This is a genomic window from Paenibacillus hubeiensis, assembly GCF_032334105.1.
Lineage (GTDB): Bacteria > Bacillota > Bacilli > Paenibacillales > Paenibacillaceae > Paenibacillus > Paenibacillus hubeiensis.
Genome location: NZ_JAVYAE020000001.1, coordinates 903,120 through 929,829, shown reverse-complemented (window position 1 = coordinate 929,829; position 26,710 = coordinate 903,120). Strand labels below are relative to the sequence as shown.

The 26,710-nt window shown below is 50.8% G+C and carries 29 protein-coding genes and 1 riboswitch; of the genes, 22 read left to right on the top strand and 7 right to left on the bottom strand.

The annotated features are described in order from the left end of the window. Nucleotides 1–53 precede the first annotated feature (53 nt). A complete protein-coding gene (locus tag RSX24_RS04440; RefSeq protein WP_343259771.1) occupies nucleotides 54–1,283 on the bottom strand; it encodes an NAD(P)/FAD-dependent oxidoreductase in 1,230 nt (409 codons plus the stop codon). Nucleotides 1,284–1,380: 97 nt separating this feature from the next. On the opposite strand from RSX24_RS04440, the gene RSX24_RS04435 reads away from it, so the two are divergent. From RSX24_RS04435 to RSX24_RS04405, 7 genes are all read left to right on the top strand, one after another. Next, nucleotides 1,381–1,614, top strand: a complete 234-nt coding sequence (locus tag RSX24_RS04435; RefSeq protein ID WP_236415942.1) for a hypothetical protein — start codon at nucleotides 1,381–1,383, stop codon at nucleotides 1,612–1,614. 35 nt (nucleotides 1,615–1,649) lie between these two features. Beyond that, nucleotides 1,650–2,045 (top strand): spore coat protein, encoded by a 396-nt coding sequence (locus RSX24_RS04430; RefSeq protein ID WP_236415940.1) that lies wholly within the window; start codon nucleotides 1,650–1,652, stop codon nucleotides 2,043–2,045. A gap of 156 nt (nucleotides 2,046–2,201) precedes the next feature. Continuing rightward, nucleotides 2,202–2,702, top strand: a complete 501-nt coding sequence (locus RSX24_RS04425; protein WP_236415938.1) for an Lrp/AsnC family transcriptional regulator — start codon at nucleotides 2,202–2,204, stop codon at nucleotides 2,700–2,702. 13 nt (nucleotides 2,703–2,715) lie between these two features. After that, nucleotides 2,716–3,924 carry an aminotransferase class I/II-fold pyridoxal phosphate-dependent enzyme gene (locus RSX24_RS04420; RefSeq protein ID WP_290371449.1) on the top strand — a complete coding sequence of 403 codons (1,209 nt, stop codon included), beginning with the start codon at nucleotides 2,716–2,718 and terminating at the stop codon, nucleotides 3,922–3,924. 142 nt (nucleotides 3,925–4,066) lie between these two features. Further along, a complete protein-coding gene (locus RSX24_RS04415) occupies nucleotides 4,067–4,336 on the top strand; it encodes an aspartyl-phosphate phosphatase Spo0E family protein (protein ID WP_236415936.1) in 270 nt (89 codons plus the stop codon). A gap of 196 nt (nucleotides 4,337–4,532) precedes the next feature. Further along, nucleotides 4,533–5,084 carry a type 2 periplasmic-binding domain-containing protein gene (locus RSX24_RS04410; protein ID WP_236415934.1) on the top strand — a complete coding sequence of 184 codons (552 nt, stop codon included), beginning with the start codon at nucleotides 4,533–4,535 and terminating at the stop codon, nucleotides 5,082–5,084. A 42-nt stretch (nucleotides 5,085–5,126) separates the two neighbouring features. Then, nucleotides 5,127–5,660, top strand: coding sequence for a bifunctional adenosylcobinamide kinase/adenosylcobinamide-phosphate guanylyltransferase (locus RSX24_RS04405; protein WP_236415933.1), 534 nt, complete (start codon nucleotides 5,127–5,129; stop codon nucleotides 5,658–5,660). Between the two features lie 92 nt (nucleotides 5,661–5,752). Here RSX24_RS04405 and RSX24_RS04400 read toward each other — a convergent pair whose 3' ends face one another. Then, nucleotides 5,753–6,364, bottom strand: coding sequence for a DedA family protein (locus tag RSX24_RS04400; RefSeq protein WP_236415931.1), 612 nt, complete (start codon nucleotides 6,362–6,364; stop codon nucleotides 5,753–5,755). Nucleotides 6,365–6,589: 225 nt separating this feature from the next. Here RSX24_RS04400 and RSX24_RS04395 point away from each other — a divergent pair, with 225 nt between their 5' ends. The 8 genes from RSX24_RS04395 (at nucleotide 6,590) to RSX24_RS04360 (ending at nucleotide 13,562) form a co-directional block, all read left to right on the top strand. Beyond that, nucleotides 6,590–7,180, top strand: coding sequence for a cob(I)yrinic acid a,c-diamide adenosyltransferase (locus RSX24_RS04395; RefSeq protein WP_343259770.1), 591 nt, complete (start codon nucleotides 6,590–6,592; stop codon nucleotides 7,178–7,180). A 25-nt stretch (nucleotides 7,181–7,205) separates the two neighbouring features. Then, nucleotides 7,206–8,195, top strand: a complete 990-nt coding sequence (locus RSX24_RS04390) for an RluA family pseudouridine synthase (RefSeq protein ID WP_343259769.1) — start codon at nucleotides 7,206–7,208, stop codon at nucleotides 8,193–8,195. Continuing rightward, nucleotides 8,192–8,551: an arsenate reductase family protein gene (locus tag RSX24_RS04385; protein ID WP_343259768.1), complete on the top strand. Its 360-nt coding sequence runs from the start codon at nucleotides 8,192–8,194 to the stop codon at nucleotides 8,549–8,551. Before RSX24_RS04390 ends, RSX24_RS04385 begins: the two co-directional genes overlap by 4 nt. Nucleotides 8,552–8,702: 151 nt before the next feature. After that, entirely contained in the window at nucleotides 8,703–9,596 is an 894-nt protein-coding gene (locus RSX24_RS04380) for a 5'-3' exonuclease (RefSeq protein ID WP_339277092.1), read from the top strand. A gap of 5 nt (nucleotides 9,597–9,601) precedes the next feature. Continuing rightward, complete coding sequence (locus RSX24_RS04375; RefSeq protein WP_343260062.1) at nucleotides 9,602–10,708, top strand: phosphodiester glycosidase family protein; 1,107 nt, start codon at nucleotides 9,602–9,604, stop codon at nucleotides 10,706–10,708. Nucleotides 10,709–10,732: 24 nt separating this feature from the next. Continuing rightward, nucleotides 10,733–11,428: an MOSC domain-containing protein gene (locus tag RSX24_RS04370; RefSeq protein ID WP_438286755.1), complete on the top strand. Its 696-nt coding sequence runs from the start codon at nucleotides 10,733–10,735 to the stop codon at nucleotides 11,426–11,428. 25 nt (nucleotides 11,429–11,453) lie between these two features. Further along, nucleotides 11,454–12,332, top strand: coding sequence for an ROK family protein (locus RSX24_RS04365; RefSeq protein ID WP_290371448.1), 879 nt, complete (start codon nucleotides 11,454–11,456; stop codon nucleotides 12,330–12,332). Nucleotides 12,333–12,560: 228 nt separating this feature from the next. Further along, on the top strand, nucleotides 12,561–13,562 hold the full coding sequence (locus RSX24_RS04360) for an HRDC domain-containing protein (RefSeq protein WP_343259767.1): 1,002 nt from the start codon (nucleotides 12,561–12,563) through the stop codon (nucleotides 13,560–13,562). Between the two features lie 109 nt (nucleotides 13,563–13,671). On the opposite strand, the gene corA is transcribed toward RSX24_RS04360, so the two are convergent. After that, nucleotides 13,672–14,607, bottom strand: a complete 936-nt coding sequence (gene corA, locus RSX24_RS04355) for a magnesium/cobalt transporter CorA (RefSeq protein ID WP_236415924.1) — start codon at nucleotides 14,605–14,607, stop codon at nucleotides 13,672–13,674. A 449-nt stretch (nucleotides 14,608–15,056) separates the two neighbouring features. Next, nucleotides 15,057–15,187: riboswitch (SAM riboswitch) on the top strand. A gap of 256 nt (nucleotides 15,188–15,443) precedes the next feature. On the opposite strand from corA, the gene metA reads away from it, so the two are divergent. The 7 genes from metA (at nucleotide 15,444) to RSX24_RS04320 (ending at nucleotide 22,836) form a co-directional block, all read left to right on the top strand. Then, on the top strand, nucleotides 15,444–16,361 hold the full coding sequence (metA, locus tag RSX24_RS04350; protein ID WP_236415923.1) for a homoserine O-acetyltransferase MetA: 918 nt from the start codon (nucleotides 15,444–15,446) through the stop codon (nucleotides 16,359–16,361). A 24-nt stretch (nucleotides 16,362–16,385) separates the two neighbouring features. Further along, the gene (locus RSX24_RS04345; RefSeq protein WP_343259766.1) at nucleotides 16,386–17,573 is read left to right on the top strand and encodes a PLP-dependent transferase; all 1,188 of its coding nucleotides are present in this window, start codon (nucleotides 16,386–16,388) and stop codon (nucleotides 17,571–17,573) included. After that, nucleotides 17,566–18,744: an aminotransferase class I/II-fold pyridoxal phosphate-dependent enzyme gene (locus RSX24_RS04340; RefSeq protein WP_343259765.1), complete on the top strand. Its 1,179-nt coding sequence runs from the start codon at nucleotides 17,566–17,568 to the stop codon at nucleotides 18,742–18,744. The genes RSX24_RS04345 and RSX24_RS04340 overlap by 8 nt, the downstream gene beginning before the upstream one ends. 5 nt (nucleotides 18,745–18,749) lie before the next feature. Beyond that, nucleotides 18,750–19,139 carry a YybH family protein gene (locus RSX24_RS04335; protein ID WP_343259764.1) on the top strand — a complete coding sequence of 130 codons (390 nt, stop codon included), beginning with the start codon at nucleotides 18,750–18,752 and terminating at the stop codon, nucleotides 19,137–19,139. A gap of 342 nt (nucleotides 19,140–19,481) precedes the next feature. Further along, nucleotides 19,482–20,621, top strand: a complete 1,140-nt coding sequence (mqnC, locus tag RSX24_RS04330) for a cyclic dehypoxanthinyl futalosine synthase (protein ID WP_236415914.1) — start codon at nucleotides 19,482–19,484, stop codon at nucleotides 20,619–20,621. Between the two features lie 239 nt (nucleotides 20,622–20,860). After that, nucleotides 20,861–21,826: an aldo/keto reductase gene (locus tag RSX24_RS04325; protein ID WP_343259763.1), complete on the top strand. Its 966-nt coding sequence runs from the start codon at nucleotides 20,861–20,863 to the stop codon at nucleotides 21,824–21,826. Then, nucleotides 21,823–22,836, top strand: coding sequence for a zinc-binding alcohol dehydrogenase family protein (locus RSX24_RS04320; protein WP_343259762.1), 1,014 nt, complete (start codon nucleotides 21,823–21,825; stop codon nucleotides 22,834–22,836). Before RSX24_RS04325 ends, RSX24_RS04320 begins: the two co-directional genes overlap by 4 nt. Nucleotides 22,837–23,191: 355 nt before the next feature. Here the strand turns inward: RSX24_RS04320 and RSX24_RS04315 are convergent, their stop codons facing one another. The 4 genes from RSX24_RS04315 to RSX24_RS04300 all read right to left on the bottom strand — a co-directional run bounded on the left by RSX24_RS04315 (nucleotide 23,192) and on the right by RSX24_RS04300 (nucleotide 26,677). Further along, the gene (locus RSX24_RS04315) at nucleotides 23,192–24,097 is read right to left on the bottom strand and encodes a YitT family protein (RefSeq protein ID WP_236415909.1); all 906 of its coding nucleotides are present in this window, start codon (nucleotides 24,095–24,097) and stop codon (nucleotides 23,192–23,194) included. Nucleotides 24,098–24,203: 106 nt separating this feature from the next. Continuing rightward, nucleotides 24,204–25,442 carry a cation:proton antiporter gene (locus tag RSX24_RS04310; protein ID WP_339277106.1) on the bottom strand — a complete coding sequence of 413 codons (1,239 nt, stop codon included), beginning with the start codon at nucleotides 25,440–25,442 and terminating at the stop codon, nucleotides 24,204–24,206. A gap of 4 nt (nucleotides 25,443–25,446) precedes the next feature. Next, the gene (locus RSX24_RS04305; protein WP_236415906.1) at nucleotides 25,447–25,941 is read right to left on the bottom strand and encodes a cation:proton antiporter regulatory subunit; all 495 of its coding nucleotides are present in this window, start codon (nucleotides 25,939–25,941) and stop codon (nucleotides 25,447–25,449) included. A 334-nt stretch (nucleotides 25,942–26,275) separates the two neighbouring features. Next, on the bottom strand, nucleotides 26,276–26,677 hold the full coding sequence (locus tag RSX24_RS04300) for a hypothetical protein (protein WP_236415905.1): 402 nt from the start codon (nucleotides 26,675–26,677) through the stop codon (nucleotides 26,276–26,278). Between the last annotated feature and the right edge of the window lie 33 nt (nucleotides 26,678–26,710).

Genomic DNA, 26,710 nt, shown 5'->3' with positions numbered 1-26,710 from the left:
TTGCGCCGAGTTCAGTTCTCGGGCAAGTACCCTGTTTTAGTTTGCTCCATGGCTTATTTCCATGATGCGGGAGAGGGTTTGTTGGTTCGTGTAAGTGAAAAGAGCTCCATATCTCCGTTTGGAGTACCTGTAACGGCGTCTGCCAGTATGGAGGCTGCAATCATGCTGTATACCGTCCCATTCCCTCCGTAACCCTCAAGAAAATAGGAATGAGGGAATTCCGGATGGGGGCCGATTAATGGCAGCCCGTCATGGGTATTGCCGAATACGGCCCCCCATGTGAAATCGACTTCCAGGTCTGGCAGAGGGAAGTACGCACGAACCTTCTTCAAGAGTTGTTCGCCGCAATGCTTGGCTCGGTGCTCTCTCTGATCCTTGCGCGGCAAATCTTCATCCATCCCGCCTGCCACGATTCTTCCGTCCATCGTTGTCCGCATGTATGTGTAGGGAAGCGCGGATTCCCAAATGAGATAGCGGTCATACCAACTGCTGAGATCCGGCAAAGGTTTGGTTACAATGACATAGGAAGTCTGGAGATAGGCCGTTTGATCCTTCTTGATGGACTGGGTTTCGTATCCTGTCGCAAAAATCACTTTGCGAGCATGAATCCGTCCACCCGGCGTATGGCACAACACGCCGTCTTTGAGGAAATCGCAATGGATCATGGCCGTTTTTTCGAAGATCCGGACCCCTTTTTTCGCAGCGGAATGAAACAAACCGTGTACGAAACGAAACGGATTCACCTCGGCATCGCCTCGGGTTAAAAGAGCAGCTGGTTTGCTAATCGAGAGGTGCTTGTTAATACGGCCGGCATCCCAAAACGCTGCGTCGAAACCGTATCGCTGCAAAGTCCGGGCCTCTTTCTCGAGTATGTGAATGTCTTCTTGACTGCTGGCAAAGCGAAGACTATTTCTTGGGATGAAACAAGGATCCGTATCCAGCGTACCCGCGAGTCGTTCGAGCTGCGCCATGGCATCCCGGCAAAGTTCGTAAAACCGGACGCCGGTATATTCGCCGAATGTATGGATGCAAGAGGTCAACGTTTTGTCATTTGTGTTTTGCAGCAGACCGGCACTGGCCAAACTGCTGCCGTGAGCAATGTTTCTTTTTTCAATGACGACCGTATCCACCCCCTGATCGGCAAGCAGCCGTGATGCTAATGCGCCTCCCATGCCGCCACCGATGATGAGGCAATCGCATGTAAGATCCGTTTGCAGCACAGGGTATGTTGGCGCATCGGTCATCGTGGAAGGCCAGAAGGGCGTACCATATACAAGTTCCAAGAGGGGCAACTCCTTTTCGGTAAGGGATTCTGTATACTTTCGGAAGACAAGGTAAAAATAATCCCGCATGCACTTCAGGTTAAGGAGGATCATTCCTATGCAACATGCGCAAATCCAGGCACTCAGTCCCAAAGAGCTGAATTACATCGCGGACTCCATTTCCAATGAGGAACTGTTGATCAAGCAGTGTGCGGCAACGGCCTCAACCACGCAAATTGCACAAATCCAGCAAGCTTTGAACCAGTACGTTCGCTCCCATGAACAGCATTTGAACACGCTGACTGCAGCGCTGCATCAGCATCAGTCCATTGCTCCTACGCAACCCCAGTAAGGCCCAAAATCAAAAACGCTGAAGGAGGAAGCCCTGTGTATTCTCAATCTTTGTCATCCGGGGGAAGTTTTATGCAGGAACAAGACCTGCTCAGTTCGATTCTCGCAAACCTGAGACGCACGGCGCGCGAGTATACGACCGCCACAACGGAAGCGGCTTGTCCGGCGGTTCGCCAAATGTTCATGGATTTGACGAACGATACGCTCAGGCTGCAGGGCGAGCTGTTCAATCTGATGCAGCAAAACAATATGTATTCCGCTTCGTCGAAGGCGCTCCGCCAGGACATAGACAAGCAAATCCAGTCTGCCCATCAAGCGCAGCAGAAATGCCAGCAGTTCGTGCAGGAGAAAAGCACGCAATCTGCCACGTACAACCATGCACCCAACGTTCCGCAGCATCCGGCAAATTACGGCAATCCCTATTACGTGTAATTTCCCGGAACGAGTTTTGAATCCGAAAAAAGCAGAGCATACCACCGCTTGCCCGAATTCCGAGCAGGCGGTTTTTGTGTTTGCACAGACGTTAAATTCATGTAATATTAGTATTAATTCATTTTCAGGAACCTGATAAGTGCTGGAGGGAAAGGCATGAAGGATTTGAACGATTTGCAATTGAAAGTTCTCGATCTGTTGAAGGAAGATGCTAGAAGAACTCCTGCATTGTTGTCAACACTGCTCGGCGAACCGGAGGAACATATCAAAAAGGCTGTCGAGGAACTGGAGCAAGAACACGTCATCGTGAAGTACGCCACGGTCGTAAACTGGAGCAAAGTGCACGACGAGAAGGTCACGGCGTTGATCGAAGTGCAAATTACGCCTGAACGGGGGCGCGGTTTTGAAGGGATTGCGGAGCGGATCTATCTGTATCCTCAGGTCAAATCCGTTTACTTGATGTCTGGCGCGTATGACCTGCTCGTCGAAGTCGAGGGCGGCAACCTGCGCGAGGTAGCCAATTTTGTGTCGGAGAAGCTGTCTCCCATCGATTCGGTCCTTTCGACCAAAACCAACTTTATTCTCAAAAAATACAAGCAGGACGGGATTATTTTCGAGGACCATCAAGAAGATAACCGTCTCATGATCTCGCCGTAAAGGAAGATGTGTCATGATATTGAATGAACAGACAACAGGAAGCACCAAAACCATGAATTCATATTTGTCGCCACTGGTTCAGCAAATTCCTCCTTCCGGCATCCGCAAGTTTTTCGACTTGGTCGGAGACAACAAGGATATCATTACGCTAGGGGTCGGCGAGCCGGATTTCATCACGCCGTGGCATATGCGCGAAGCGTGCGTGTATTCGTTGGAACGCGGCATGACCAGCTACACCTCCAATGCGGGCATGCCCCAGCTGAGGGAGGCGCTCAGCGAGTATTTGGATACTCAATTCCATACGAAATATGATCCAAAAAACGAAATCATCGTAACGGTCGGCGGCAGTGAAGCCATTGACTTGGCCTTGCGCGCGCTCATCGTGCCAGGAGACGAAATTTTGATCCCGGAGCCGTCGTATGTAGCGTATTCTCCCATTGCTTCCATAGGCGGCGGCGTGCCGGTCGGCATCGAAACGTATGCGAAGGACCAGTTCAAACTTACGGCAGAAGCGCTTGAGGCCAAGATCACGCCTAAATCCAAGGTCGTCATTCTCTGTTATCCAAGCAATCCGACGGGAGCGATCATGACGCATGAGGATTGGCTGCCGATCGCTGAGGTAATCAAAAAGCATGATCTGATCGTCATCGCGGATGAAATTTATGCCGAGCTGACGTACAACCAAAAACATGTCAGTTTTGCAGCCGTCCCCGACATGAAGGATCGCACGATTCTGGTCAGCGGTTTTTCCAAAGCATTTGCCATGACGGGCTGGAGAATCGGGTACATGTGCGGGCATCCCGAGTTGATCTCGGCGATGCTGAAGATTCATCAATATACGGTGATGTGTGCGCCGGCCATGGGTCAGGTAGCTGCTTTGGAGGCATTAAGGAACGGAATGGCCGAAAAAGACCGGATGGTGGAATCGTATAACCAGCGGAGACGATTGATCGTGCAAGGATTCAGAGATATCGGTCTCGATTGTCACGAGCCTCAGGGCGCGTTCTATGCGTTCCCGAGCATTCAAAAGACGGGGCTCAGCTCGGACGTATTTGCCGAACGCCTATTGACGGAGAACAAGGTAGCCGCCGTGCCAGGAAACGTATTTGGGCCTCAAGGTGAAGGGTTCTTGCGGTGTTCCTATGCGACATCTGTCGCGCAGTTGAATGAGGCATTGGATCGGATTGGAAATTTTGTCCATAAAGTGTTGAAAGAGGGATAACAGATTGTAGCAAAAGCTGTTGATGTTACATTTCGGATATACGGAAAAAATAACTTTCTTTTACAAGATTTTATGATATAATTTCATTTTGAAATAAGTTTTCATAAAATTGAAATAAAATCCATTCCAAGGAGGGTTAGCTTTGTTCTGTGTTGAATATGATTTACCGACGAATCGTGGACATTATTTGGCAGAAGGCGATCATGGCGACCGATGGTCGGTGAACCCTGACCACGCATCTTTGCATAACGTTTCCTTGGAAGAAGAGATCCATATGTTGCGATGCAAAATGGAACAGTTATTTTTGGAGGAGAAATCCTTCACTTCGGATATCGTTATTGAAATCAGCAGCTTGCTCGATCTGAAAATCAACGAATATTACATGAAGCAGAAACCGACAAAAGGCAAATAATTTTGTCCTTGAGCGAAAACGTTACCTGTAAGGAAATGAGACCCCCATCCGGGGTCTTTTTTGATGATCGTTGAGAAAAGACAAATGATACAAAATGGTCTTGTAAAAGGCATAAGAGGCCTGGACGGGCACGCTGTTTTTGCGAGTGGGATAATTGTGATATATTTGTAGTTAGGAGAATAGAGGGGGAATGGGGATGAAAAGGTTTTGGGGAATGCTGTTCATCGTTTCGATCGTTTTGATGCTGTCCGGATGTGGCGGCAAGGATGGTTTTACCATTTTCATCATTGATAATCAAGGCAATCCGTCGGTCATTTCCGAACAGCTGCAAACCAATTTGCAGCAAAAACTGGGTGAAGAACCGAAGGTTGAAGTCATTACTAGCGCGATGTACGACGTGCAAAAAATTTTGGTCGAGTATGCGGCCGGTGGACATGACATTTTCATCTTGCCTGAGGCAGACATGAAACAATATGGAAAAAGCGGGTCCAATGTTCCGCTGGAAGATACGTTTGATGCCGAGAAATACAAACGGGGCGTGTTTGACGGAGGCGTCCTGGTTGAGCAGGGCGAGGGAGACAACGGTTCCGACATCAAAACAGAATCTCATCTCTACGGTATTCCGCTGGAGGAGATGCAAATGTTCAAGGACGTGAAATATGCGGCCAGCAATTTGTTTGCCACGATTCCGGTGTCCGCTTCCAATGTGGATGAGGCCAAAAAAGTTTTGAAGGCGTTGACAGAATAAGAGAGCTTCCATTCAAACACATCGACAGAGGAGGAGAGCGGATTGCTGATAACGGTCACAGGCGGCGTCGGCAGCGGCAAAACCCGGTTTGCCCTCGACTATGCAGCCCGGATTAGCCGGGAAGGGATCTATTTGTCCACAGGCGACCATGATCCAGTGAATCCGGAGCTGCCGTCCGCTCATTACCGGGCCATATCGGCAGTGAAAGGGCCCCAATTGGCCCAGGTTATTGATCAGATCAACCGGGAATCGAATCTTTATTTGGCGGATCAGCGCATTCTTATTGTGGATAGCCTAACCGCATGGATGGCGGCGAGCTTCGACGTCTGTGACAATCTGAACGAACAGAGGAACGATACCCAGAAATTGCTTGGCGCATTGCTTTCGTACCAGGGAAAACTGCTCGTCATTACGAACGAAATGCATGCATCGCTGCAACCTTCCGAGAAAGAGCGAGTTTTCGCAGCTCGCATGGCGTCCGTGAACCGGATGCTTCAATCTCACTCGGATCGGATGTTTATGCTCGTTTCAGGGCTGGCCATTGATTTGAAATCACATGCGCTGCGATATGAATAAATGTTGAACCCATGCAATAAGCCTCGGCCATTCCACTTAGGGAGGGACCGAGGCTTTACTCATGTATATCCGTATCTATTTAAGCGAGTTTGTTACTTGCGGGATTTGATCCGTTTGATCCACCAGATGACAAAAATAATGGCGGCAATCGCAACAATGACATAAACAACCAGTGAATAGACATCCATGAACTCTAAAATGCTCTCCCACGATGCGCCAAGCGCGGCGCCGACCGAAACAAGGATGATGTTCCAGACCAGTGTGCCAATCGTTGTAAAGAGAATAAACAGGCCAAATTTCATGTTGGACATGCCTGCCGGAATGGAAATCAGGCTGCGAACCAGCGGCACCATGCGGCAGAACAATACCGTCCATATCCCATACTTGTCGAACCAAGCATCGACGCGGTGGATATCTTCCTTCTTGATGCGCAGGATATGGCCCCATCGATCCACGATTTTTTCCAGGCGTTCAACGTCGATCAGCAGCCCGATGCCGTACAGGATGATGGCACCAAGCACCGAACCGATCGTTGCCGCGATAATAACGCCGGGAAGGGTGAGGCCGGTATAGGTGGTCATAAATCCGCCAAAAGGCAAAATAATTTCCGAAGGAATGGGCGGGAACACGTTCTCCAGGGCAATGATCAACGCAATGCCGATGTATCCGTATTGTTCCATGAAATCGGTGATCCAGTTTTGCATAATCGTCTCCTCTACTATAAAATGACATAGATTTGGCGCGCATTCGCAGAACATACCAATTGTGGTATACGTATAGGGCCTGAGGTTGGTTTCTGAAAATTTGCATTTCCGTCACACCCGCAGGTCAAGTATACTGGTAAAGTTGAGGACAAGAAGAATGTAGTCGATTTTACCCATGCTCATGGGAACGCTGACGTTAAAGATTTAGCCAATGGAGGGATCAAGATGGGCATATATACAAGAACCGGTGATGAAGGGCAGACTTCGGTGATCGGAGGACGAGTGGTCAAGGACGACGATCGGGTGGAGGCTTATGGCACGATTGATGAGTTGAACTGTTTTGTCGGTCAGGCCATCAGCCTCATCGATGATGCAAAGGGCTCGTTCGAAGACCTGAAAGAACAGCTGTCGGAGATTCAACAGGAGCTGTTTGATTGCGGCTCCGATCTGGCGTTTGTCAACATTACGGAAAATCGGTATAAAGTAAAAGACGACAAGGTTGCGCGGCTGGAGCAATGGATTGATCTGTTCGATGCCGAAAATCCGAAGGTGGAGCGGTTCATCATTCCTGGGGGCACCCATCTGTCTTCTGCGCTTCACGTATGCCGCACCGTGTGCCGTCGTGCCGAACGCCGGGCAGTCACGCTAGGGCAGCATACCGACATCAATCCGTCTGTGCGTCGTTACTTGAACAGGCTGTCGGACTATTTCTTTGTGGTTGCCCGGACCGCCAATGCAAGACAGCAGGTACAGGATGTTGAATACGTTCGCAGCAAAAAGGTTTTCCGCCGCAAAGAGGCAAAGAGTGAGGAATGAACGGCAAAGGAATGAAAAGGAACCAATGAACGGTTATTACACACCAATCACATACACGGTATCCGAGCAGGAGGAAGGTTGGCTGCTGAAGACGGTGCTTCAGCGACGCCTTCACGTATCGCGCAAACTTCTGTCACGACTGAAGCTGACAGAGCACGGCATTATGTTGAATGGAGAGCGAGTGTATATCAGCGTCAAGGTGGCTGCAGGAGATCTCGTCGAAATTCGGATGGAGCACGAGGAGTCGGATGATATTCTTCCCGAAGAACTGCCTTTTTCCATTTTATATGAGGATGAGCACCTGCTGATCGTAAACAAGGATGCAGGCATCATCGTACATCCTACGCATGGTCACTATACGGGAACGTTGGCGAACGGCGTCGTGCATTATTGGAAAGCCAAAGGCGAACGTGTCCGTTTTCGTCCGGTGCATCGGCTGGATCAGGAAACGTCGGGCGTGCTGGCCATTGCCAAAAATCCGTATGTTCATCAGCATGTGTCGGAACAGATGATAGCAGGCACGGTAGACAAGCGTTATATCGCTTTTGTGCACGGCAGCCCTACCCCGGAAGAAGGGACGATCGACGGTCCGATCGACCGCGACCCTGAGGAGCCGCATCGCCGGATCGTCACGCCGGACGGTTACCCTGCCCGTACGCTCTATAAGACATTAGCGAAATGGGATGGAGGAACGGCGAGCGAAGTGAGCCTTAAGCTGGAAAGCGGCAGGACGCATCAGATTCGCGTGCATATGACGTCGATCCACTGCCCGCTGATCGGGGACAGCATGTACCAAACATTGCCGGACGCGGGCATTGACGCCCGAACGGTGGCCTTGCGAGCTGAGCGGGACGGTTGGATCGATCGGCAGGCTTTGCATGCATGCGAGCTGTCGTTCGAGCATCCGATTTTGCGTAAGCGAATGACGTTCCATGCCCCGCTTCCTGCAGACTTGCAGGATCTGAAGCAGCGCTTGCAGCAAGAGAACGAGAATACGGAGGAACAGGAATCATGAGCCGATTGAAAGTATATCAATATGCCAAATGCGGCACCTGCCGCAAAGCGGTCAAATGGCTGGAAGGCAAGGGGCACGAGTTGGCATTGGTGCCGATCTTTGACGTCCCTCCTTCCGAGGCGGAACTGAAACAACTCATCGAGCTGAGCGGGCTTGACGTGAAGAAGTTTTTCAACACCAGCGGTGAGGTCTACAAGGAGCAGCAGCTCAAAGACAAGCTTCCGGGCATGTCGACGGACGAGCAAATTCGTTTGCTTGCATCGAATGGCCGCCTTATCAAACGTCCCATCGTCACGGACGGAACAAAGGTCACTGTCGGATTCAAGGAAGAGACGTTCGAGCAGGTATGGAGTTAGGTTTGAAGCATGCCCTGATCGACAAGACGTTTCCGGTATCGTCCAAAAAACAGGGCTTTTTTGGCTGGCCGCCGCTTGGCGGAACTATGCTATAATGTTAGAATTATAGCGGTCATTTTTTGATATAGAAGACAGGAGAGATTAATTCGAAGTGAATCAACGTAATGAACCTACTTTGTTGCTGGTAGACGGTATGGCAGTGTTGTTCAGGGCGTTCTATGCGACATCTGCGAGCGGATATATCAGACGTACAAAGGCAGGATTGCCGACCAACGCGGTGTACGGGTTTATCCGTTACTTCTGGGATGCGGTCCAGACTTTTGGGCCAAGCCATGTCATCTGCTGCTGGGATATGGGAGGCAAGACGTTTCGCGGTGAAGAATATGCGGCATACAAAGGGAACCGGGCGGAAGCGCCGGATGATCTTATTCCCCAATTTTCGCTGATTCGTGAGGTCATGGACAGTCTTGGCGTTCCGAATATCGGGGCTCAAGGCTTTGAAGCCGACGATTGTATCGGTACCCTCGCCAAATACTACACCGAGCAGAACAACATGAACGTCATGGTGTTGACCGGGGATCATGACATGCTGCAGCTGATCAATGACCGGACAAGCGTGATCATCATGAAAAAGGGACACGGCAATTACATGGTATACACTCCCGATTCCTTGATGGAAGAGAAGCAGCTTGCCCCGCGTCAGATCATTGACATGAAGGGTCTTATGGGCGATGCCAGCGACAATTATCCGGGCGTTCGCGGCATTGGCGAGAAGACGGCGCTCAAACTGGTGCAGGAGTACGGCTCCATTGAGGGAATTTTGGATAATTTGGATCAATTGACGCCTTCGGTCCGGAAAAAGATCGAGAACGATCTGGACATGCTTCATTTATCCCGCAGATTGGCAGAGATTCATTGTGAAGTACCCGTAGCTTGCGCATTGGATGTATGCGAGTTCCAACTTGACCCGGATGCGGTCATGGACAAATTCGAGCAACTTGAGATGAAGAGCCTCGGCTCTTGGATGGGAGTGGCGACAGGTTGAGCAGCATGAACACGCGAGGAATCGGCAAAAAGTGGTGGACCGGGGCAATGGCCCTGATCCTGGCTTTGCCGGTATTATTGTCAGGAGCCGTGGGCGCTCCCGAAACAGCAGAAGCCAAAGCGGCAATCAGCACCAAAGTACAAAAAGTGAAAACGGCAGGACGCACCTTTACGGTGCAAACGGTCAGCATTCCGAAAGGAACGCCGGTGACGGTGGGACTTGCCAAAAAACAAGTGGGACAGACGGCTACGCTGCCATCGATCGTAAAGGCTTACGGTGCGCAAGCCGCGATTAACGGAGCTTTCTTCGAGGCCTATAACGGGGCACCGGACCCATACGGCATGTTGATTGCCAATAGCAAAGTGATACATATCGGAAGATACGGAACAAGCATCGGTTTCAAAGCGGACGGCACGGCGATCATGGATTCATTGCAGGTGAGCCTGACGGGCAAGGTTACCGGCAAAGACGGCAAGCCGCGCAGCTGGTACGCTACCTTTGTCAACCGCACGCCTGCGGCAGATGCCAACATCAGCATGCTGTATACGCCGGAGCGAGGCGGCAAGGTCGGATTCAAAGGCGGGATCGCCGTGGTGATCGAAAAGGGGATCGTGACCAAGAAATTAACAAACAATAACGTCTCCATTCCGAAGAACGGGTCGGTTCTGGTCTTTACAGGCACGCTGAAGTCCATGGCGGACCGTTTTGATGTGGGCTCTGCCGTAGAGATGAACTATAAATACACGAATGCCTCAGGCAAGGAAATTCCTTGGGGAGACGTTGTGACTGCGGTAGGAGCCGGTCCGCGTTTGGTAAAAGACGGGAAAGTGGCGGTCAATCCGGTGAGCGAGGGCTTTAAGGATACCAAGATTCTGAACGCTTCAGGCGCTCGAAGCGGAATCGCCATCATGGCGGACGGCTCCGTAATGCTGGCTACCGTTCCGGGAGCCACGATCAAGGAGTGGGCTGCCGTCATGCAGAAGCTTGGAGCCAAACAAGCGATGAACCTGGATGGCGGAGCCTCTTCAGGCCTTTATGCCGGCGGCAAGATGCTGACTTCCCCCGGGCGGTTGCTTAGCAACACCCTTGTATTCGGCGGTTCGGTGAAATAAAACGGAGAAGCATAGGAGGTTGTCATGATGAAGATGACGCATCATCCGAAGTCAGATCAGGCTGGCCCAGCCGTGCTTGCGGTCAACGTTGGGCAGCCCCGGCCGCTGCCTGGCCAGAAGCGGGAAGTTTTGAGCGGCATCGTGAAAACGCCCGTGTCGACACAGGTATTCCTGTCGTTCACCGGTTTGGCCGGGGATGGCCAGGCCGACCTGGTGCACCATGGCGGACCGGACAAGGCCCTCTGCGTATATGACTACAGCCGTTACCCGGCTTTGGAGCAGCTGATGGATCGCAGGCTTGACTGGGGGGCATTTGGTGAAAATCTGACGGTGACGGGCTGTCCGGAAGAAGTGATTCGGATTGGCGACGTGTTTGAACTCGGTGAAGCCGTCGTACAGGTCAGCCAACCGAGGCAGCCATGTTTCAAATTGGGCGCCAGGTATGATTACAAAGAGCTTCCGGTCTATTTTCAGGAAAGCGGGCATACCGGATTTTATTTTCGCGTACTCCGTGAAGGTGAAATCGGCCCTGGCTCGGCGTTTAGACGTGTGACCACGGATGAAACATCGATGACCGTAATGGAAGCCAACCGGATCATGCATCAAGGAAAGCAGGATGCTGCTGCGATGCGTTCGCTTTTGACTATTTCCGCGTTGTCGGATAGTTGGAGAGAGACATTGCTTCAACGGCTGGACAAGCTGGACAACGAAAACAACTGATGATCTGAATGGGAGCGTGACTGAATTGACGATTTTAGGTGCAATTGAAGCAGGTGGTACCAAATTTGTGTGTGGAATTGGGACAGAGCAAGGCGAGGTGCTTGAACGGGTAAGTTTTCCGACGACAACGCCGGAAGAGACGATGGCTCAAGTCATCGCTTTCTTTGAAGGCAAAGATATTGCGGCGCTTGGGGTAGGATCCTTTGGACCCATCGATCCGATCGAAGGAAGTCCGACCTATGGCTACATTACGACAACGCCAAAACCGCATTGGGGGCAGTACAACCTGATCGGCAAACTGAAAGAGCATTTCGACGTGCCAATGACGTTTGATACGGATGTTAACGGGGCAGCATTGGGTGAAGCTACTTGGGGGGCTGCTCAAGGGTTGGACAGCTGCTTGTATATCACCGTGGGGACAGGCATCGGGGCAGGTGCGGTCGTCGGGGGCAAAATGGTTCACGGTTTATCCCACCCGGAGATGGGACATATCGTGGTGCGCCGTCATCCAGAAGATGCGTATGAAGGCTTCTGCCCTTATCACGGCGATTGCCTGGAAGGGTTGGCAGCAGGTCCGGCGATCAACAAACGTTGGGAGCAACCGGCTTATGAACTGTCGCCGGACCATAAGGCGTGGGAGCTCGAAGCCCATTATCTGGCACAGGCATTGATGAACTTTGTGCTGATCCTCTCCCCGCAAAAGATCGTTATGGGTGGCGGGGTCATGAAGCAAGAGCATCTCTTCCCGATGATTCAGGGCAAATTGCAGGAGCTTCTGGCTGGATACGTCCAGCATCCTATGATTCAATCCGAAATCGATCAGTATATCGTTCCGCCTGGACTGGGCGATAACGCGGGCTTGTGCGGTTCGCTTGCGCTTGCGAAATTAGCATTGGAAAAATAGGTTTGTTCTATTTGCAATATAGAAATAATGCCTCTTTTTACCTTCGAAACGGTTGACGAATTTTTCCAATATGGTATGATATGAACAACAGCATAGCACGGTTGATGAGGAAGCACCTCTCTTGCATTACATTGCAGGAGGGGTGCTTTTTGTGCTGCCCATCAGCATGATGGCCTGGCATGGTGTCTGGTTGGCTGTGCTCTGCTACAACATAAGGAGGAGTCCAAGATGGAAATTATTTTCATGAACAGATTAACCAGAATGTTCGAGCAGGAAGAGCAGCCTGCCCAGTTGTGGATCGGTGAAGAAGAGGGAAGCTGGCAGTTGGTGTGGAGCCGTTATGAAGCAGGGGATCGCGAGGATATGGTCTGGTACGAGGGGGATTCATGGGACGAATTGCTGCATGTTTACCGCCATCAGTTGGCTACGCGCATGGGTGAAGGGTATCGACCGCTGCTGCAAGGCTTGTTTCATGACGGCGACGAGTTGAAAGATCGCGGTTATGGCGGACAGCGTCTGCAATGTTACAGCGAATTGCACAGCAATGAGGTGTTGTATGAGGATCTTTGCGCCTGGCGCAGGCAACGAGCCGCTTCGGACCGCAAAGCCCCGTATTTCATCGCGACGAATCGCTTGCTCCGCATGATTAGCGCATATGTTCCTCAAACGTTGGAGGAGTTGATGCAGCTCCCGGGCGTGGGCGAGAGCAAAGCGTCCGAATACGGCCAAGAGTGGCTCGAGCATACTCATGGCTTGCAGCGATCCCATGGTTTTCCGCTCGATTGGGTATATGCTGAGCTCAAGGAAGAAGAATACGAGAGTTGGCTGTACAAACAGAAGGAGCATAAATACAAGCAGGAACTGGAAAAATTTACGACGCGCAAACTGGTGCTTGAAGGCATGAAAGAAGGACTTACTTTGGAAGAGATCGTCAACCGGTCCGGTTTGTCGCGCAGGGAACTGATTGAATGGCTTGAAATTTTGGATGACGAAGGATACGACACGGATTCCTTGCTGGATGCCGAACTGGCCGTGATGCCCGAGGAAGAACAGGAAGCAGTGTGGAATGCGTATGAAGTGCTTGGCGATTCGTTTCTTAAACCTGTGATGCAGAAAGTATATGGCCCGGACAGACCTAGCGGAACGAATTTGGAGCAAGTGTACGAGCGTTTGCGCATGATTCGCATTCGTTTTCGCCGCTCTGCAGAAACCGCGAAAAATGCAGGATAACACCGGGAGAACGGAAACGGGAGGGGTGTTGTGACGGAGGCAAAAAAAAGACGAGGCATACCCGAAACCAGGGCTGCCTCGTCGACCGTTTGACAGTTGCATAGGTTGTTCAAATCCAGTCTTTTTTGCGGAAAATAAAGAACATGCTCAAACCTAAAGTAATCATGATGCCGATGACGACGAAATAACCATATTTCCAATCGAGCTCAGGCATGTTCGTGAAGTTCATGCCGTAAATTCCGGTAATGACTGTCAGCGGCATAAATACCGTCGTAATGGCGGTAAACACACGCATGATCTCATTCGCGCGGTTGGCGATGCTGGATTGATAGGCTTCGCGCAAGTTGCCCATAAGATCCCGGTACGTTTCGAATGTCTCCGATATTTTAACGGCGTTCTCGTAGATGTCGCTGAAGTATTTCTGCAGCTGATCATCGATGAGACGCAAATCTTTTTTGTTCAGCGTATTGATGACCTCTTTCTGAGGTCCCAGTACTTTTTTCAACCATAAAATCTCACTGCGAAGCCCGATGATTTCGTTCAGGTGGGATTTTTTGGTGTGCATCAGAATGTCTTCCTCGAGCTTCTCGATGCGGGCCTCGATCCGATCGCCCACCGTGAAGTAATTGTCGACGATCAAGTCGATCAACAAGTACAAGAAACGGTCCGGCGTGTTGGCTTCCTGTTCCCATAAGATGGGCTTCAGTGTACGCAGCTCGCTGACCTTTTGTTTGGTCACGCTTATAATGAAATGTCTGCCCAAAAACAGGTTGACAGCCCGCAAGAAGATTTCTTCATCATCGAATCGAATGCTGTTAATGACGATAAAATAATGATTTTCGTAAATTTCGATTTTTGGACGCTGTTCGTCCTCGCTAAGGCAGTCCTCCACCGCCAGATCATGGATCATGAACAGGGGCTGGAGCACCGCCAAATCGTCAACGTCTGCATCGATCCAGTAGAATCCCTCTGCTGGTGGCGTCAGCGTTTGTTCAATATCGTCCACCGGGATAAATACACCGTTGTTTACCAACCGGATTTTCATCGTTATCCACTCCTTCTGCACCCGCCACTATGGCGGATCACTCTTGAATTAGGGCGCAAAGGAACAGATCAGCCGGTCGGCAGCGGGGTCTGGAGATCAGACGGGATGACTTGGTATCCAAACGGAATAAACGTCCCGCTGCCGGCATGCTGATGTCAATTCACTATGCAGTTTGCTGGAACTCGTCTGCCAATCAGGCCTCGGGTCGCCATCCATTGAATATGTCACCTCTCACATAAGGGTATGCAACACTTGTCTAGTATACCGCTCGTACATGGTGCTTTCAAGCGTAAAAATGTGTCGATTTTGGCGCCACACAGCAGTCTATGAATGTAGGGAACAAACGGTTCCGCTTCATAAAAACAGACCTGCAAACATATGCTTGACGAGTAGGCGTTATTGTTTTAAAGTATACGTTAAACATGCTATCAACAATTGAATACGGCGAAATCTTATCAAGAGTAGGTGGAGGGACTGGCCCGATGAAACCCGGCAACCGGCGGCATAACCGCACGGTGCTAATTCTTGCAGCGACTAAGTGCACATACATTGAGGCACTGTTGTTACTGAGAGATGAGAGAGGCGCATATCCGTTTTACATATGACCTTTCTCGGAGTCCGAGGAAGGTCTTTGTTATAATTATCGGAATGACTGGGCTTTGGGCATCCGATTGTTCTGGTATATGCACCGACTTCTCAGCACTGATTTTCGCTAAGCAATTTAAGGCTGTCCCGTAGACGACAAGGGCTGCATGTGGACATTGCGTCTGCGCTCGGAGACCAGCTCTTGGCAGCTAAGCCTGCATCTATCTATGCTTAAGGAGGAGTTACACACCATGCCGATCAAAATACCAGATGCCTTGCCCGCAAAGGAAGTGCTTGCGGGAGAGAACATTTTCGTAATGGATGAATCGTCTGCTTACAAGCAGGATATTCGCCCATTGCGCATTGCTATTTTAAACCTGATGCCGACCAAAGAAACAACGGAAACCCAATTGCTCCGCCTTGTGGGGAATACGCCGATTCAGGTGGACATCGTGCTGGTGCATCCGAAATCCCATACCTCCAAAAACACGTCTCAGGAATATCTCAACCTGTTCTACAAAACGTTTGACGAGATTGAGCATCGCCGTTTCGACGGCATGATCATTACCGGCGCTCCAGTGGAACAGATGGATTTCGAAGACGTGAACTATTGGAAGGAAATCCAGGAGATTTTCGAATGGACCAAAACCAACGTTACGTCGACCATGCATATATGTTGGGCTTCGCAGGCGGGCTTGTATCATCATTTTGACGTGCCGAAAATTCCGCTGGCCGAAAAATGCTTCGGCGTTTTCCCGCACACGGTGAACAAATCCCATGTTCCGCTCCTGCGCGGATTTGACGAAGTGTTCAACATCCCGCATTCCCGCCATACGGAAGTACGGCGCGAAGATATTTTGAAAAACGACAATCTCGAAATTTTGTCCGAGTCGGAGGAGGCAGGCGTGTTCCTGGTAGCCACCAAGGACGGCAAGCAAATTTTCGTGACAGGCCATGCCGAATACGATCCTCTTTCGCTGAAATGGGAATATGATCGTGATGTGGCCAAAGGATTGAACATCGATCCGCCGAAACATTACTTCCCGAATGACGACCCTTCCCGTGTTCCTCCGGCAACCTGGCGGGCGCATGCAAACTTATTATTCTCTAATTGGCTCAATTACTATGTGTATCAGGAAACCCCTTACGATATTGGTCCGCAAATTTAATTGTGATAACAGGAGGATGCAGCAATGGAAGACAACAAGCTGAAAATTGAAAGTCGACTGGCCCAAATCGGGTCCGTCAATGAACCGGTCACGGGCGCGGTGAATTTTCCGATCTATCAATCAACGGCGTTCCGCCATCCAAAGCTGGGGCAGAGCACCGGGTTCGATTATATCCGCACGACCAATCCGACCCGCAAAGTGTTGGAGGAAGCAGCAGCTGCATTGGAATCCGGCGATGCCGGGTTTGCGTGTAGTTCGGGCATGGCTGCCCTGCAAACGATCTTCTCCCTGTTCGGACAGGGGGATCACCTAATCGTTTCGCTGGACCTGTATGGCGGAACGTATCGCCTGCTGGAACGGATTTTATCCCGTTTCGGCGTAACTGCCAGCTATGTAGATACCAATGACCTCGCGGCGCTTGAAGAAGTGCGCAAACCGAATACAAAGGCGGTATTCATTGAAACACCGACAAATCCGCTGATGATGATCACAGATATAGAGGCCGTTAGTGCTTGGGCGAAAAGCCATGGTCTGTTGACCATCGTCGATAATACGCTCTTGACGCCGTTCTTCCAACGTCCGATTGAGCTTGGAGCCGACATCGTCATCCACAGCGCGACCAAATATTTGGGCGGTCACAATGACGTGCTTGCCGGTCTGATCGTAACGAAAGGCGAGCAATTGTCTGCCGAAATGGCATTCCTGCATAACTCCATCGGTGCCGTGTTGTCCCCGAGCGATTCTTACCAGTTGATGAGAGGGATGAAAACGCTGGCTCTCCGCATGGAACGCCATGAGCACAACGCGTTGACGATTGCGAAGTATTTGCTGGAGCATCCTGCAGTGGCCGAAGTGTTCCATCCCGGTCTGTCGGATCATCCAGGCCATGAGCTGCAAAACAAACAGTCCAGCGGTAACACCGGGATTTTCTCCTTCAAGGTGAAGGATGCCCGTTATGTAGAGCCGATCCTGCGCCATATCAAGCTGATCGCTTTTGCCGAAAGCCTGGGCGGAGTCGAATCGTTGATGACGTATCCTACCGTGCAGACACATGCCGACATCCCGCTTGAAATCCGCGACGCCGTCGGCGTGGATGACCGTTTGCTTCGCTTCTCCGTTGGCATCGAGCATGTGGATGACCTGATTGCCGACCTGGGCGGTGCGCTTGAGGCAGCGCAGCGCGAAGTTGAAGGAGGGGAAAGCCATGAGTGAGCAGAACCATAACGGGAACGAACAGGCAAGCGAGCTGAAATTCGATACCAAATTGCTTCATTTCGGCGATGAGGTGGACAAGGCCACCGGCGCATCCAGCGTGCCGATTTATCAGGCTTCGACGTTCCATCATTTCGATATTCACAATCCGCCGCAGCATGACTACTCCCGTTCGGGCAACCCGACACGCCAGGCGCTGGAAGATTATATTGCCCTGCTGGAAGGCGGCGTACGAGGCTTTGCCTATTCATCGGGCATGGCGGCGATCTCCAGCGTGTTTATGATGTTTTCTGCCGGGGACCATGTCATCGTGACGGAAGACGTATACGGCGGCACTTACCGCCTGCTGACGTCCATTTTGAACCGGATGAACATTGAGACGACATTCGTGGACATGACGAACCTCGGCGAGGTGAAGGCGGCAATCAAGCCAAACACCAAAGCAGTATATATTGAAACACCGTCCAACCCGACGCTGAAAATTACCGACATCGGCGCGGTAGCTTCATGGGCTCAAGAAAATAACCTGATCAGCATTTTGGACAACACGTTTATGACACCTTATTACCAGCGCCCGATCGAGCTTGGCGTTGATATCGTGGTGCACAGTGCGACCAAGTTTCTGGGAGGACACAGTGACGTGCTGGCAGGTCTTGCCGTTGCGCGTACGGAGTCGCTGGGACGCCAGTTGAAACAGCTGCAAAACGGTCTGGGAACCGTTCTTGGCGTACAGGAATCGTGGCTGCTCATGCGCGGGATGAAAACGCTGGGCGCACGCATGGCGCACAGCGAACAGAGCACGGCCAAACTGGCCGCATGGCTCAGCGGACGCAGTGACATCGAGGCTGTCTTCTATCCAGGGCTGCAGGAGCATCCCGGGCGCGAAGTGCATGAGCGTCAATCGAGCGGATATGGAGCCGTTGTATCCTTTGACGTAGGGTCCGGTGAGCGTGCCAAAGCCGTATTGAACCGCGTGAAACTTCCAATTGTTGCCGTGAGTCTCGGAGCGGTCGAAAGCATCCTGTCCTATCCTGCGATGATGTCGCATGCCGCCATGCCTGCCGAAGTACGGCGTGATCGCGGCATTACGGACGGATTACTCCGGTTCTCCGTCGGGCTTGAGGATATCGACGACCTGATTGCAGATCTGGATCAGGCATTACGGGGGTAACTTTATTGGGATTTATCGAGGCAGAGGATTATATCCAAGCATTGGACCGTTATATCGAAGCAACGAATACGCATGATTTCCAAAATGTTAGACAGCTGCTGCACCCCAATGCGGTTTATTGGTTCTCGGATAAAACGTGTACATCGCCAGAAGAGATCCAGGCTTATTTTGAACATGCCTGGGATATGATCAAGGAAGAGGTCTACTCTGCAGCAGATGTCCAATGGATTGCCGTTGACGGGAATACGGCGACCTGCGTTTACCAATATAAATATGAAGGATATTTGCAGGGGAAATTGGTCAAGGGCAGTGGACGGGCAACCAATGTATTCATTAAAGATACGGAGCTAGGCTGGAAACTGATCCACGAACATTTAAGCAGCATTCCTGGGTAACGGAACCTCGGAATACGATGCTCTTTGGGGAAGTATTCCAACTGTTTCAGGCAATTTCAGGGCTCAAGCATCGCTGCCATTATCGCGTCTTTTGAATATTCATATTTTTACTTATTTTTAAAGCACCTTATTCATAAGGTGCTTTTTTTCACATGTAACCTGTGTTACGATAGATAGAGCATTAACGAACTGCGATGTTGCCACCAGAACTTGCCTATATATGAAACGCATTTTGCAATTGCATCCAATGATCGATATGCAGGTTGGCCTGCTGCAAAATGCCATTGAACAAGTCGGGACGGATCGTGATCATATTTCTCTTCATGAGGGAGGCTTTTCACAATGAGTACGGTAGACCGTATCCTAGATAAAGCCCTTCGGGGCGAACGTTTGGACCTGGAAGACACGATTCAGCTGTTTGAATCGAACGAGATCGACAAAATCGGGGCTGCTGCCAATGTTATTATGAAACGCATGCATCCCGAGCCTTACAGAACTTTCGTCATTGGGCGTAACGTCAACTACACCAACGTGTGCGACGTGTACTGCCGTTTTTGTGCTTTCTATCGCCGGCCGGGTTCGGATGAAGGCTATGTGCTTCCAGATGAGGTGATTTTCCAGAAAATTCAGGAAACCGTTGACGTTAACGGCACCGAAATTTTGATGCAGGGCGGCACCAACCCCAATCTGCCATTCAGCTATTACACCAATTTGCTCAAAGCGATCAAGGAGCGTTTCCCTGAAATTACGATGCACTCCTTCTCGCCGGCTGAAATCCGCAAAATGGTCGAAGTGTCGGACGGCCTGACATTGGAAGAGGTTATGCGGGAAATTCATGCTGCCGGACTCGATTCCTTGCCTGGCGGCGGAGCGGAAATCCTCGATGATCGGACTCGCCGCAAAATCAGCCGCCTGAAAGGTTCCTGGCGGGATTGGATGGACGTCATGCAGACGGCTCACCGCATCGGCATGAACACAACCGCAACGATGGTGATCGGGTTGGGCGAAACGATGGAAGAGCGTGCGCTGCACTTGATGCGCGTCCGCGAAGCCCAGGATGAATGCATCGCGAACAACTATGATTCCGAAGGTTTTCTGGCCTTTATTCCATGGACCTTCCAGCCGGATAACACAAATCTCAAGCTGGAGCGCCAAACGCCGGAAGAGTACTTGAAAACGGTCGCGATCAGCCGCCTCGTGCTCGACAACATCAAAAATATCCAGTCTTCCTGGGTAACGATGGGACCGGAAATCGGCAAAAAATCGCTGGAATTCGGATGTAACGATTTCGGCAGCACGATGATTGAAGAAAACGTCGTTTCTGCCGCAGGTGCGACATATAAGGTCAACATTGGCTCCATTTTGCAGCTGATTCGCGAATCCGGCTATATTCCGGCACAGCGTAATACCAAATATGAAATCCTGCGCATGTTCGACGAAGAACAGAATGCGGTAGAGCATGATTTCGTGATGCAAAACTAGGATGTAAACGTCATTATAATATCTTCCGGCCCGCCTTTTTCTCTTCAAGAGAAGGGGCGGGTTTTTTCAGGATGATCATGTACCTACAAAAAATATAATCGAATAAAGCTCAGAAAAAGATCAAAAAAGAGTACATATTGCACGTTGAACGCTATTTTATAATCATTTTAAGCTGATAAAATGAAAGGGCATTCAGAACGGAAGAAGTATATATCATCATGAAAGGAGTGGGCTTCCTTATGAAACAAAGAGTGTTGGGCAATACAGGCCTGAAGGTGCCCGTGCTCAGTTTTGGTGCATCCTCCCTGGGTTCGGTATTTCGGGATATTGATCGCAGCGAAGGCATGCGGACCGTGCATGCGGCGGTGGACGCAGGAATGAATTATATCGATGTTTCCCCTTATTATGGGTTGACCAAAGCGGAAACGGTGCTCGGCGAGGCGCTTAAGTCGCTCCCGCGCAGTTCGTATACGCTCTCTACCAAAGCAGGACGTTACGGTGAAAACGCATTCGATTTCTCCCGCCAACGCATATTGGACAGCGTGCAGGAAAGTTTGGCGCGGCTCCATACGGAGTATATCGATATCCTCTTTTTGCATGATATCGAATTCGTTCCGGCCGACATCATCATTGAGGAAGCGTTTCCGACGCTGTTGCAGCTGAAAGAACAAGGCATTATCCGATATGCGGGCATTTGCGGCTTGCCCCTGCTGCTGTTCGAATACATGCTGCCTCGGCTTGAGGCGGATGCCATCATCTCCTATTGCCATTATGCGCTGAACGACAATTCTTTATTGTCCTTGCTGCCGCTTCTGGACAAAGAAGGCGTGGGCCTGGTCAACGCCTCTCCTCTTTCGATGGGATTGTTAAGCACGAGAGGAACGCCTGCTTGGCATCCTGCGGATGACGAGGTGAAGCAGGCATGTCTGGACGCAGCCCGCTTCTGCATGGAGCAGGGGAGCGATATCGCCAAGCTGGCCGTGCAGTTTGCCACAGCCCACGAACGAATTCCGACCACGTTGGTGAGCAGTGCAAATGAGCGGAACATTCGCAACAACGTGGCCTGGATCGAGGAGCCTATGGATGAGGAATTGCTGAACGAGGTGCTCCGCATTTTGGCTCCGATCCATAATGTCACCTGGACGAGCGGACGGCCCGAATATAACGAAAAAAGGCAGCAGACAGCCAAGGGGGAACCGAAATGAGAGCAATCGTATGCGAAGAGATTAACCGTCTGGCCCATCGGCATGTGGACGAGCCAGTCATGGGTGATCAAGAAGCGCTGGTATCGATTCGCAGAATAGGCATTTGCGGCACCGATCTTCATGCGTATAAAGGAAATCAGCCTTTTTTTACTTACCCGCGTATTTTGGGGCATGAATTGGCAGGCGTAATTGATCAAATCGGAAACAATGAAGCCGGTTTGCGGCCGGGAGATCAGGTTAGCATCATTCCTTATCTTCACTGCGGTCAATGCATCGCGTGCCGAAGAGGCAAAACCAACTGTTGTGTTTCCATGCAGGTGATGGGCGTGCATGTGGATGGCGGAATGCGCGAGCAAATTGCCGTTCCCGTGTCACACCTGGTCAAGGCAAACGGCCTGACCCTGGACGAAACGGCCATGATCGAACCACTCAGCATTGGCGCGCATGCCGTCAGAAGGTCGGCCATACAACCTGGAGATCAGCTCGTGGTCATCGGAGCCGGACCGATCGGTCTGGGCGTTATGGCATTTGCGAAGCAGGCAGGAGCGAGGGTCATTGCTGTCGACCGAAATGCGAACAGGCTGGAACTCGGCCGGACCTGGGCCGGGGCGGATGAACTTGTTATTGCAGCGGACGACGCAGCAGGCCGGATTGCCGATTTAACCTCAGGGGATTTTGCAACCTCCGTTTTTGACGCCACCGGAAACGTGCAATCGATGAATGAAGCGATTCGTTATGTTGCTCATGGTGGGCAATTGATTTATGTCGGTTTGGTGAAGGCGGACATTGTTTTGCATGATCCCGAATTTCACAAACGCGAGATGGAAGTGCTGGGAAGCCGCAACGCCACGCGTGAGGACTTTGAACGTGTGATGGCTGTATTGCGCGGGAAAACGTTGAATATGGACGGCTTCATTACCCACAGGGCACGCTTCGAGGAATTGCCTGATTTCATGAATCGGCTGCTGCTCCCTGAAACGCAGGCCGTAAAAGCCGTTGTTGAACTGTAAAGAAATGTGCCGACCGGGAATTTGGCGGACGTGTGCTGCGAAATAAATATATAAACGGCAAAAAATATACACACGTTAACGAAGAGGCAGAACCAATCTGAAGAAGCGAAGCGTTCGCTTAAAAGCTTTCTGAAAGAAAGCTGCATCGGAAGCATAGGCTTATCACCGGATTACTCCTTAGAAAAGGAGATTCAAAATAATCTGGGGATAACAGCGATCGGAAGATGGTACTGCACTCGTAGTGGCCTAGTGTGATTGATTAATGCAGTTTCTATAACAACAAAAAACTCTCTCTGATCTGGTGCGGAAGCATGCCACACACAGATCAGAGAGAGTTTTTATTTGAATCCCCTGGTTATTTTTCAGGGTGGGTAACGATGCCGGCATGCGGATCGATATGCCGTACGACCGATTTGAGCCAGATCATTTCCAGAACGTGGATTTCATAATAGAGCGTGCCGGGAATTTGCTGAATCCAGCCATCCGCGTTAGCGGGTTGCGTTATGTCTGCAGCTGCAAACGGTATTCCAGGTTCACGACGCAGTCGTTTGCGCAGCGCGGCCTGCACCTGATCGCTTTTGGAGGTCAATATATACAACTTGCGCTTCGACGTAAATCCCCGAAAAGCAATATACACCATCTCGTACGCAATCAGGTAGGCAATCACGGAATACATCGCTTGATCCCAGCCGAATACAACACCGGCTGCCGTCAGAATCAACAAGTTGATCAGCATAATTATTTTTTCAACCAGCATCCGCTTCCCGCTAAACAGGCGTTCCGGCGGACGGGAGGACGGATCACCGATTTCCAGCGTATCCAGCGTTCCGCCATACCTTACTACAAGTCCGATGCCTAGTCCAAGGCACAGACCGCCGAAGATGGCTGCAGCCAGAGGATGCTCTACCAGTGGCGGCATTGGATAAAGCACGAGGGCGCCGATCGAAAAGACAACCAGCCCGAGAACGCTGACCAATACGAACTTTTTTTGAACGATCCGATAGGACAGAAAAATAAAAGGTACATTAAACAAAAACAGGAACAAACCGATTCGCATCTCTGTCCAGTGAGCGAATAGCGAGGACAGGCCCGTGATTCCGCCGATAATGATTTTGTTCGGATGCAAGAACAATTCAAGGCCCACGGAGGCCAGAATGCCGCCAACGACCACCAAAAGCAGGTTAAGCAGGCGATGGGTGGGCTTCGTTCGGGTCTTGGCGGGCGATTGCGCCGGATTAGCCGAGATCAGAGGTGCTTTCATGCGTCATCCTCCTTTGCGGCTGCGAGCCCTTCTCCCCGGGTGGGTTACAGAAAGAACGGCGAATGAGCCGCGATTGGTTTCAAGGGATTGCCTGGGTCAGAAGGCATCAGCCTTCTTCCTGAAGCACCTTGGTTTCTTCTTTCTTTTTACGAGGGTTCTTGAACTTGAATATTTTGTCCAGCAAACGGAAGACATGCTTGGACTCTTTGGTCAACAACGGCCCGAGTATGGCCAAAATCAGAACGTACAGCGCCGCAAAAGGCTGCAGGATCGGCAGTAGTCCGCCAGCTTTGCCCATGTTGGCCATAATGATGGAAAACTCGCCGCGCGAAACGATGGTTAACCCGATATTGGCGGAAGCTTTCGGTGAAAGTCCGGCGCTTCGTCCTGCCAGCATGCCTGCCAGGAAGTTGCCGAACAAGGTAACGACCACCGCGATCAAGGCAAGCCATACCGCTTCCCCGCCCAAGGCCAACGGATCGATAGACAGACCGAAGCTGAAGAAAAAGATGGCGCCGAAGAAGTCGCGGAATGGCAGAATCAAGTGTTCAATGCGTTTCGCATGCTCCGTTTCCGCCAGTACCAGACCAACGAGCAAGGCACCGATCGCTTCCGCAACGTGAATGGTTTCGGAGAAGCCGGCGACCAGGAACAATGCACCGAAAACGACAAGCGAGAATAACTCGTTGGAACGGATTTTGAGAGCTTTGTTCAGCAATGGCGTCGCCTTGCGCCCCAGTATGATGACGATAAGCATGAAACCAAGTGCGACAAGAGCGGACAGGAGGACGCCTCCGATGGAAGACGAGTCGCTGAGCACCAGTCCGGACAGGATGGAAATATATACGGCGAGGAACACATCCTCGAACATAATAATGCCAAGAATCATTTCCGTTTCCGGGTTTGCCGTCCGTTTAAGGTCAACCAGCACTTTGGCCACGATGGCACTGGAGGAGATGGTCGTGATTCCAGCGATAACGAGGGCTTCCGCTACCGGAAATTGCGCAGCAAAACCGAGTACCAAACCTAGCGTAAAGTTGATGGCGATATAGATCGAACCACCGACCGCGATGGAACGGCCAGATTTGATCAATCTTCCGACCGAGAATTCCAATCCGAGATAGAAGAGCAGGAACAGAATCCCGATTCGTCCCATAAAGTCGATGAAGGGTTGGCTTTCGATAAAACGAAAATCCAAATGCCAGATTTTCATCGCATGGGGGCCGACGGCCATCCCAATCAAGATGTAGAACGGAACGACCGAAAAGCGCAGTTTTGCCGAGATCAGGCCCGCAGCCGCGATGAGCACAAGGGCCAAACCGATTTCAAATACCAAATGGTCCATGCAGTCACCCCCTTCCGGTCAGAAGGAGAGACTTGAACAGCTTCTGCTGGTTGCGTTCGCCAACGGCAACAACCGTGGATTCTGCCGTGATCACGACCTCCGGACCGGGGCTGATATGTTTTTTGTGATTTTTCTCTACAACGGCAATGACTGTTGCCCCGGAGTTCTGACGCACATCCAGTTCTCCGATGGATTTGCCGATGCAGCCAAAAGAGGATTCGATTTTATACCATTCGATGATCAGGTCATCGAAAGTGACTTCAATGTTTTCGAGCTGCTTCGGTTTGTAGGTCAATCCGCCTACAATGGCGGCAATTTGTCTTGCCTCATGATCATCGAGCGTGATCATGGAGATGCTTTGATCAGGGTCGTCGTATTCGAAATGATACATTTCCCGTCTTCCGTCATCATGGATAATGACAACGATTTTGTCTCCGCTGCTCGTTTCAATCTGAAATTTTCGGCCGATTCCCGGCAAATCCGTTTCACGTACATCCATTCGTTAAATGCCTCCTTAATATTGAAGGCCGGTCGAAAGTCAGGCGATTACCCGAAAATCCGATGATAGTCCACCGAGGAACGGGGGATTGAGGACGTGAAAATACGCCATGCTCAGACAGGTAAACAGAGCCGTGACTTTCAACTACACAGCCTTTGTCGTAATTTGGGTGAGCAAGGTACAACAATTACAGCTCAAATAAGACGATGCTATCGAACAATCCAATCATTAACGTTTGCATAATGGGTATTAAGTTATGCACAAGCGCACCGTCGTGCCAAGAGGGCAGAGGCGACTCTATGCAAGGCAGCCTAAAATACGGATTGCGTCACAATCAGAGCGCATTCGCGTACTTTGGTGCAAAGGAAGGGGATGACACAAACAAACTCGTGAATTTGATGGGCAGCAGAAATAATCTGCGTTTAAACAGATAAATCAACGGTTTAAAGGGCAGACGGGGAGCGGGAATTCGCAGCAGCAACAATAAGTTGACCACAAGAAACACAGGCCTGCTATGCGTAACCGCCAGCAGCTTGGACATGATTTGCGGATATTTGCGAATTAAAGGCTTTTGCTGGGACTCCGTAATTTGAAGCGCCGCCTCCTTGTTGGAGGTTGCATCCACAGACACACCTACAGCAGATTCCGACTGCATGGGAATAGGGAAGCACAAGCCCTGAAATACGCACAAAATAACGATCATGAGGCATCTCAGCAATTCCGAATATGTTCTCATCTTGGCTTCCCTCCTTTTCCGTGAAACATACTG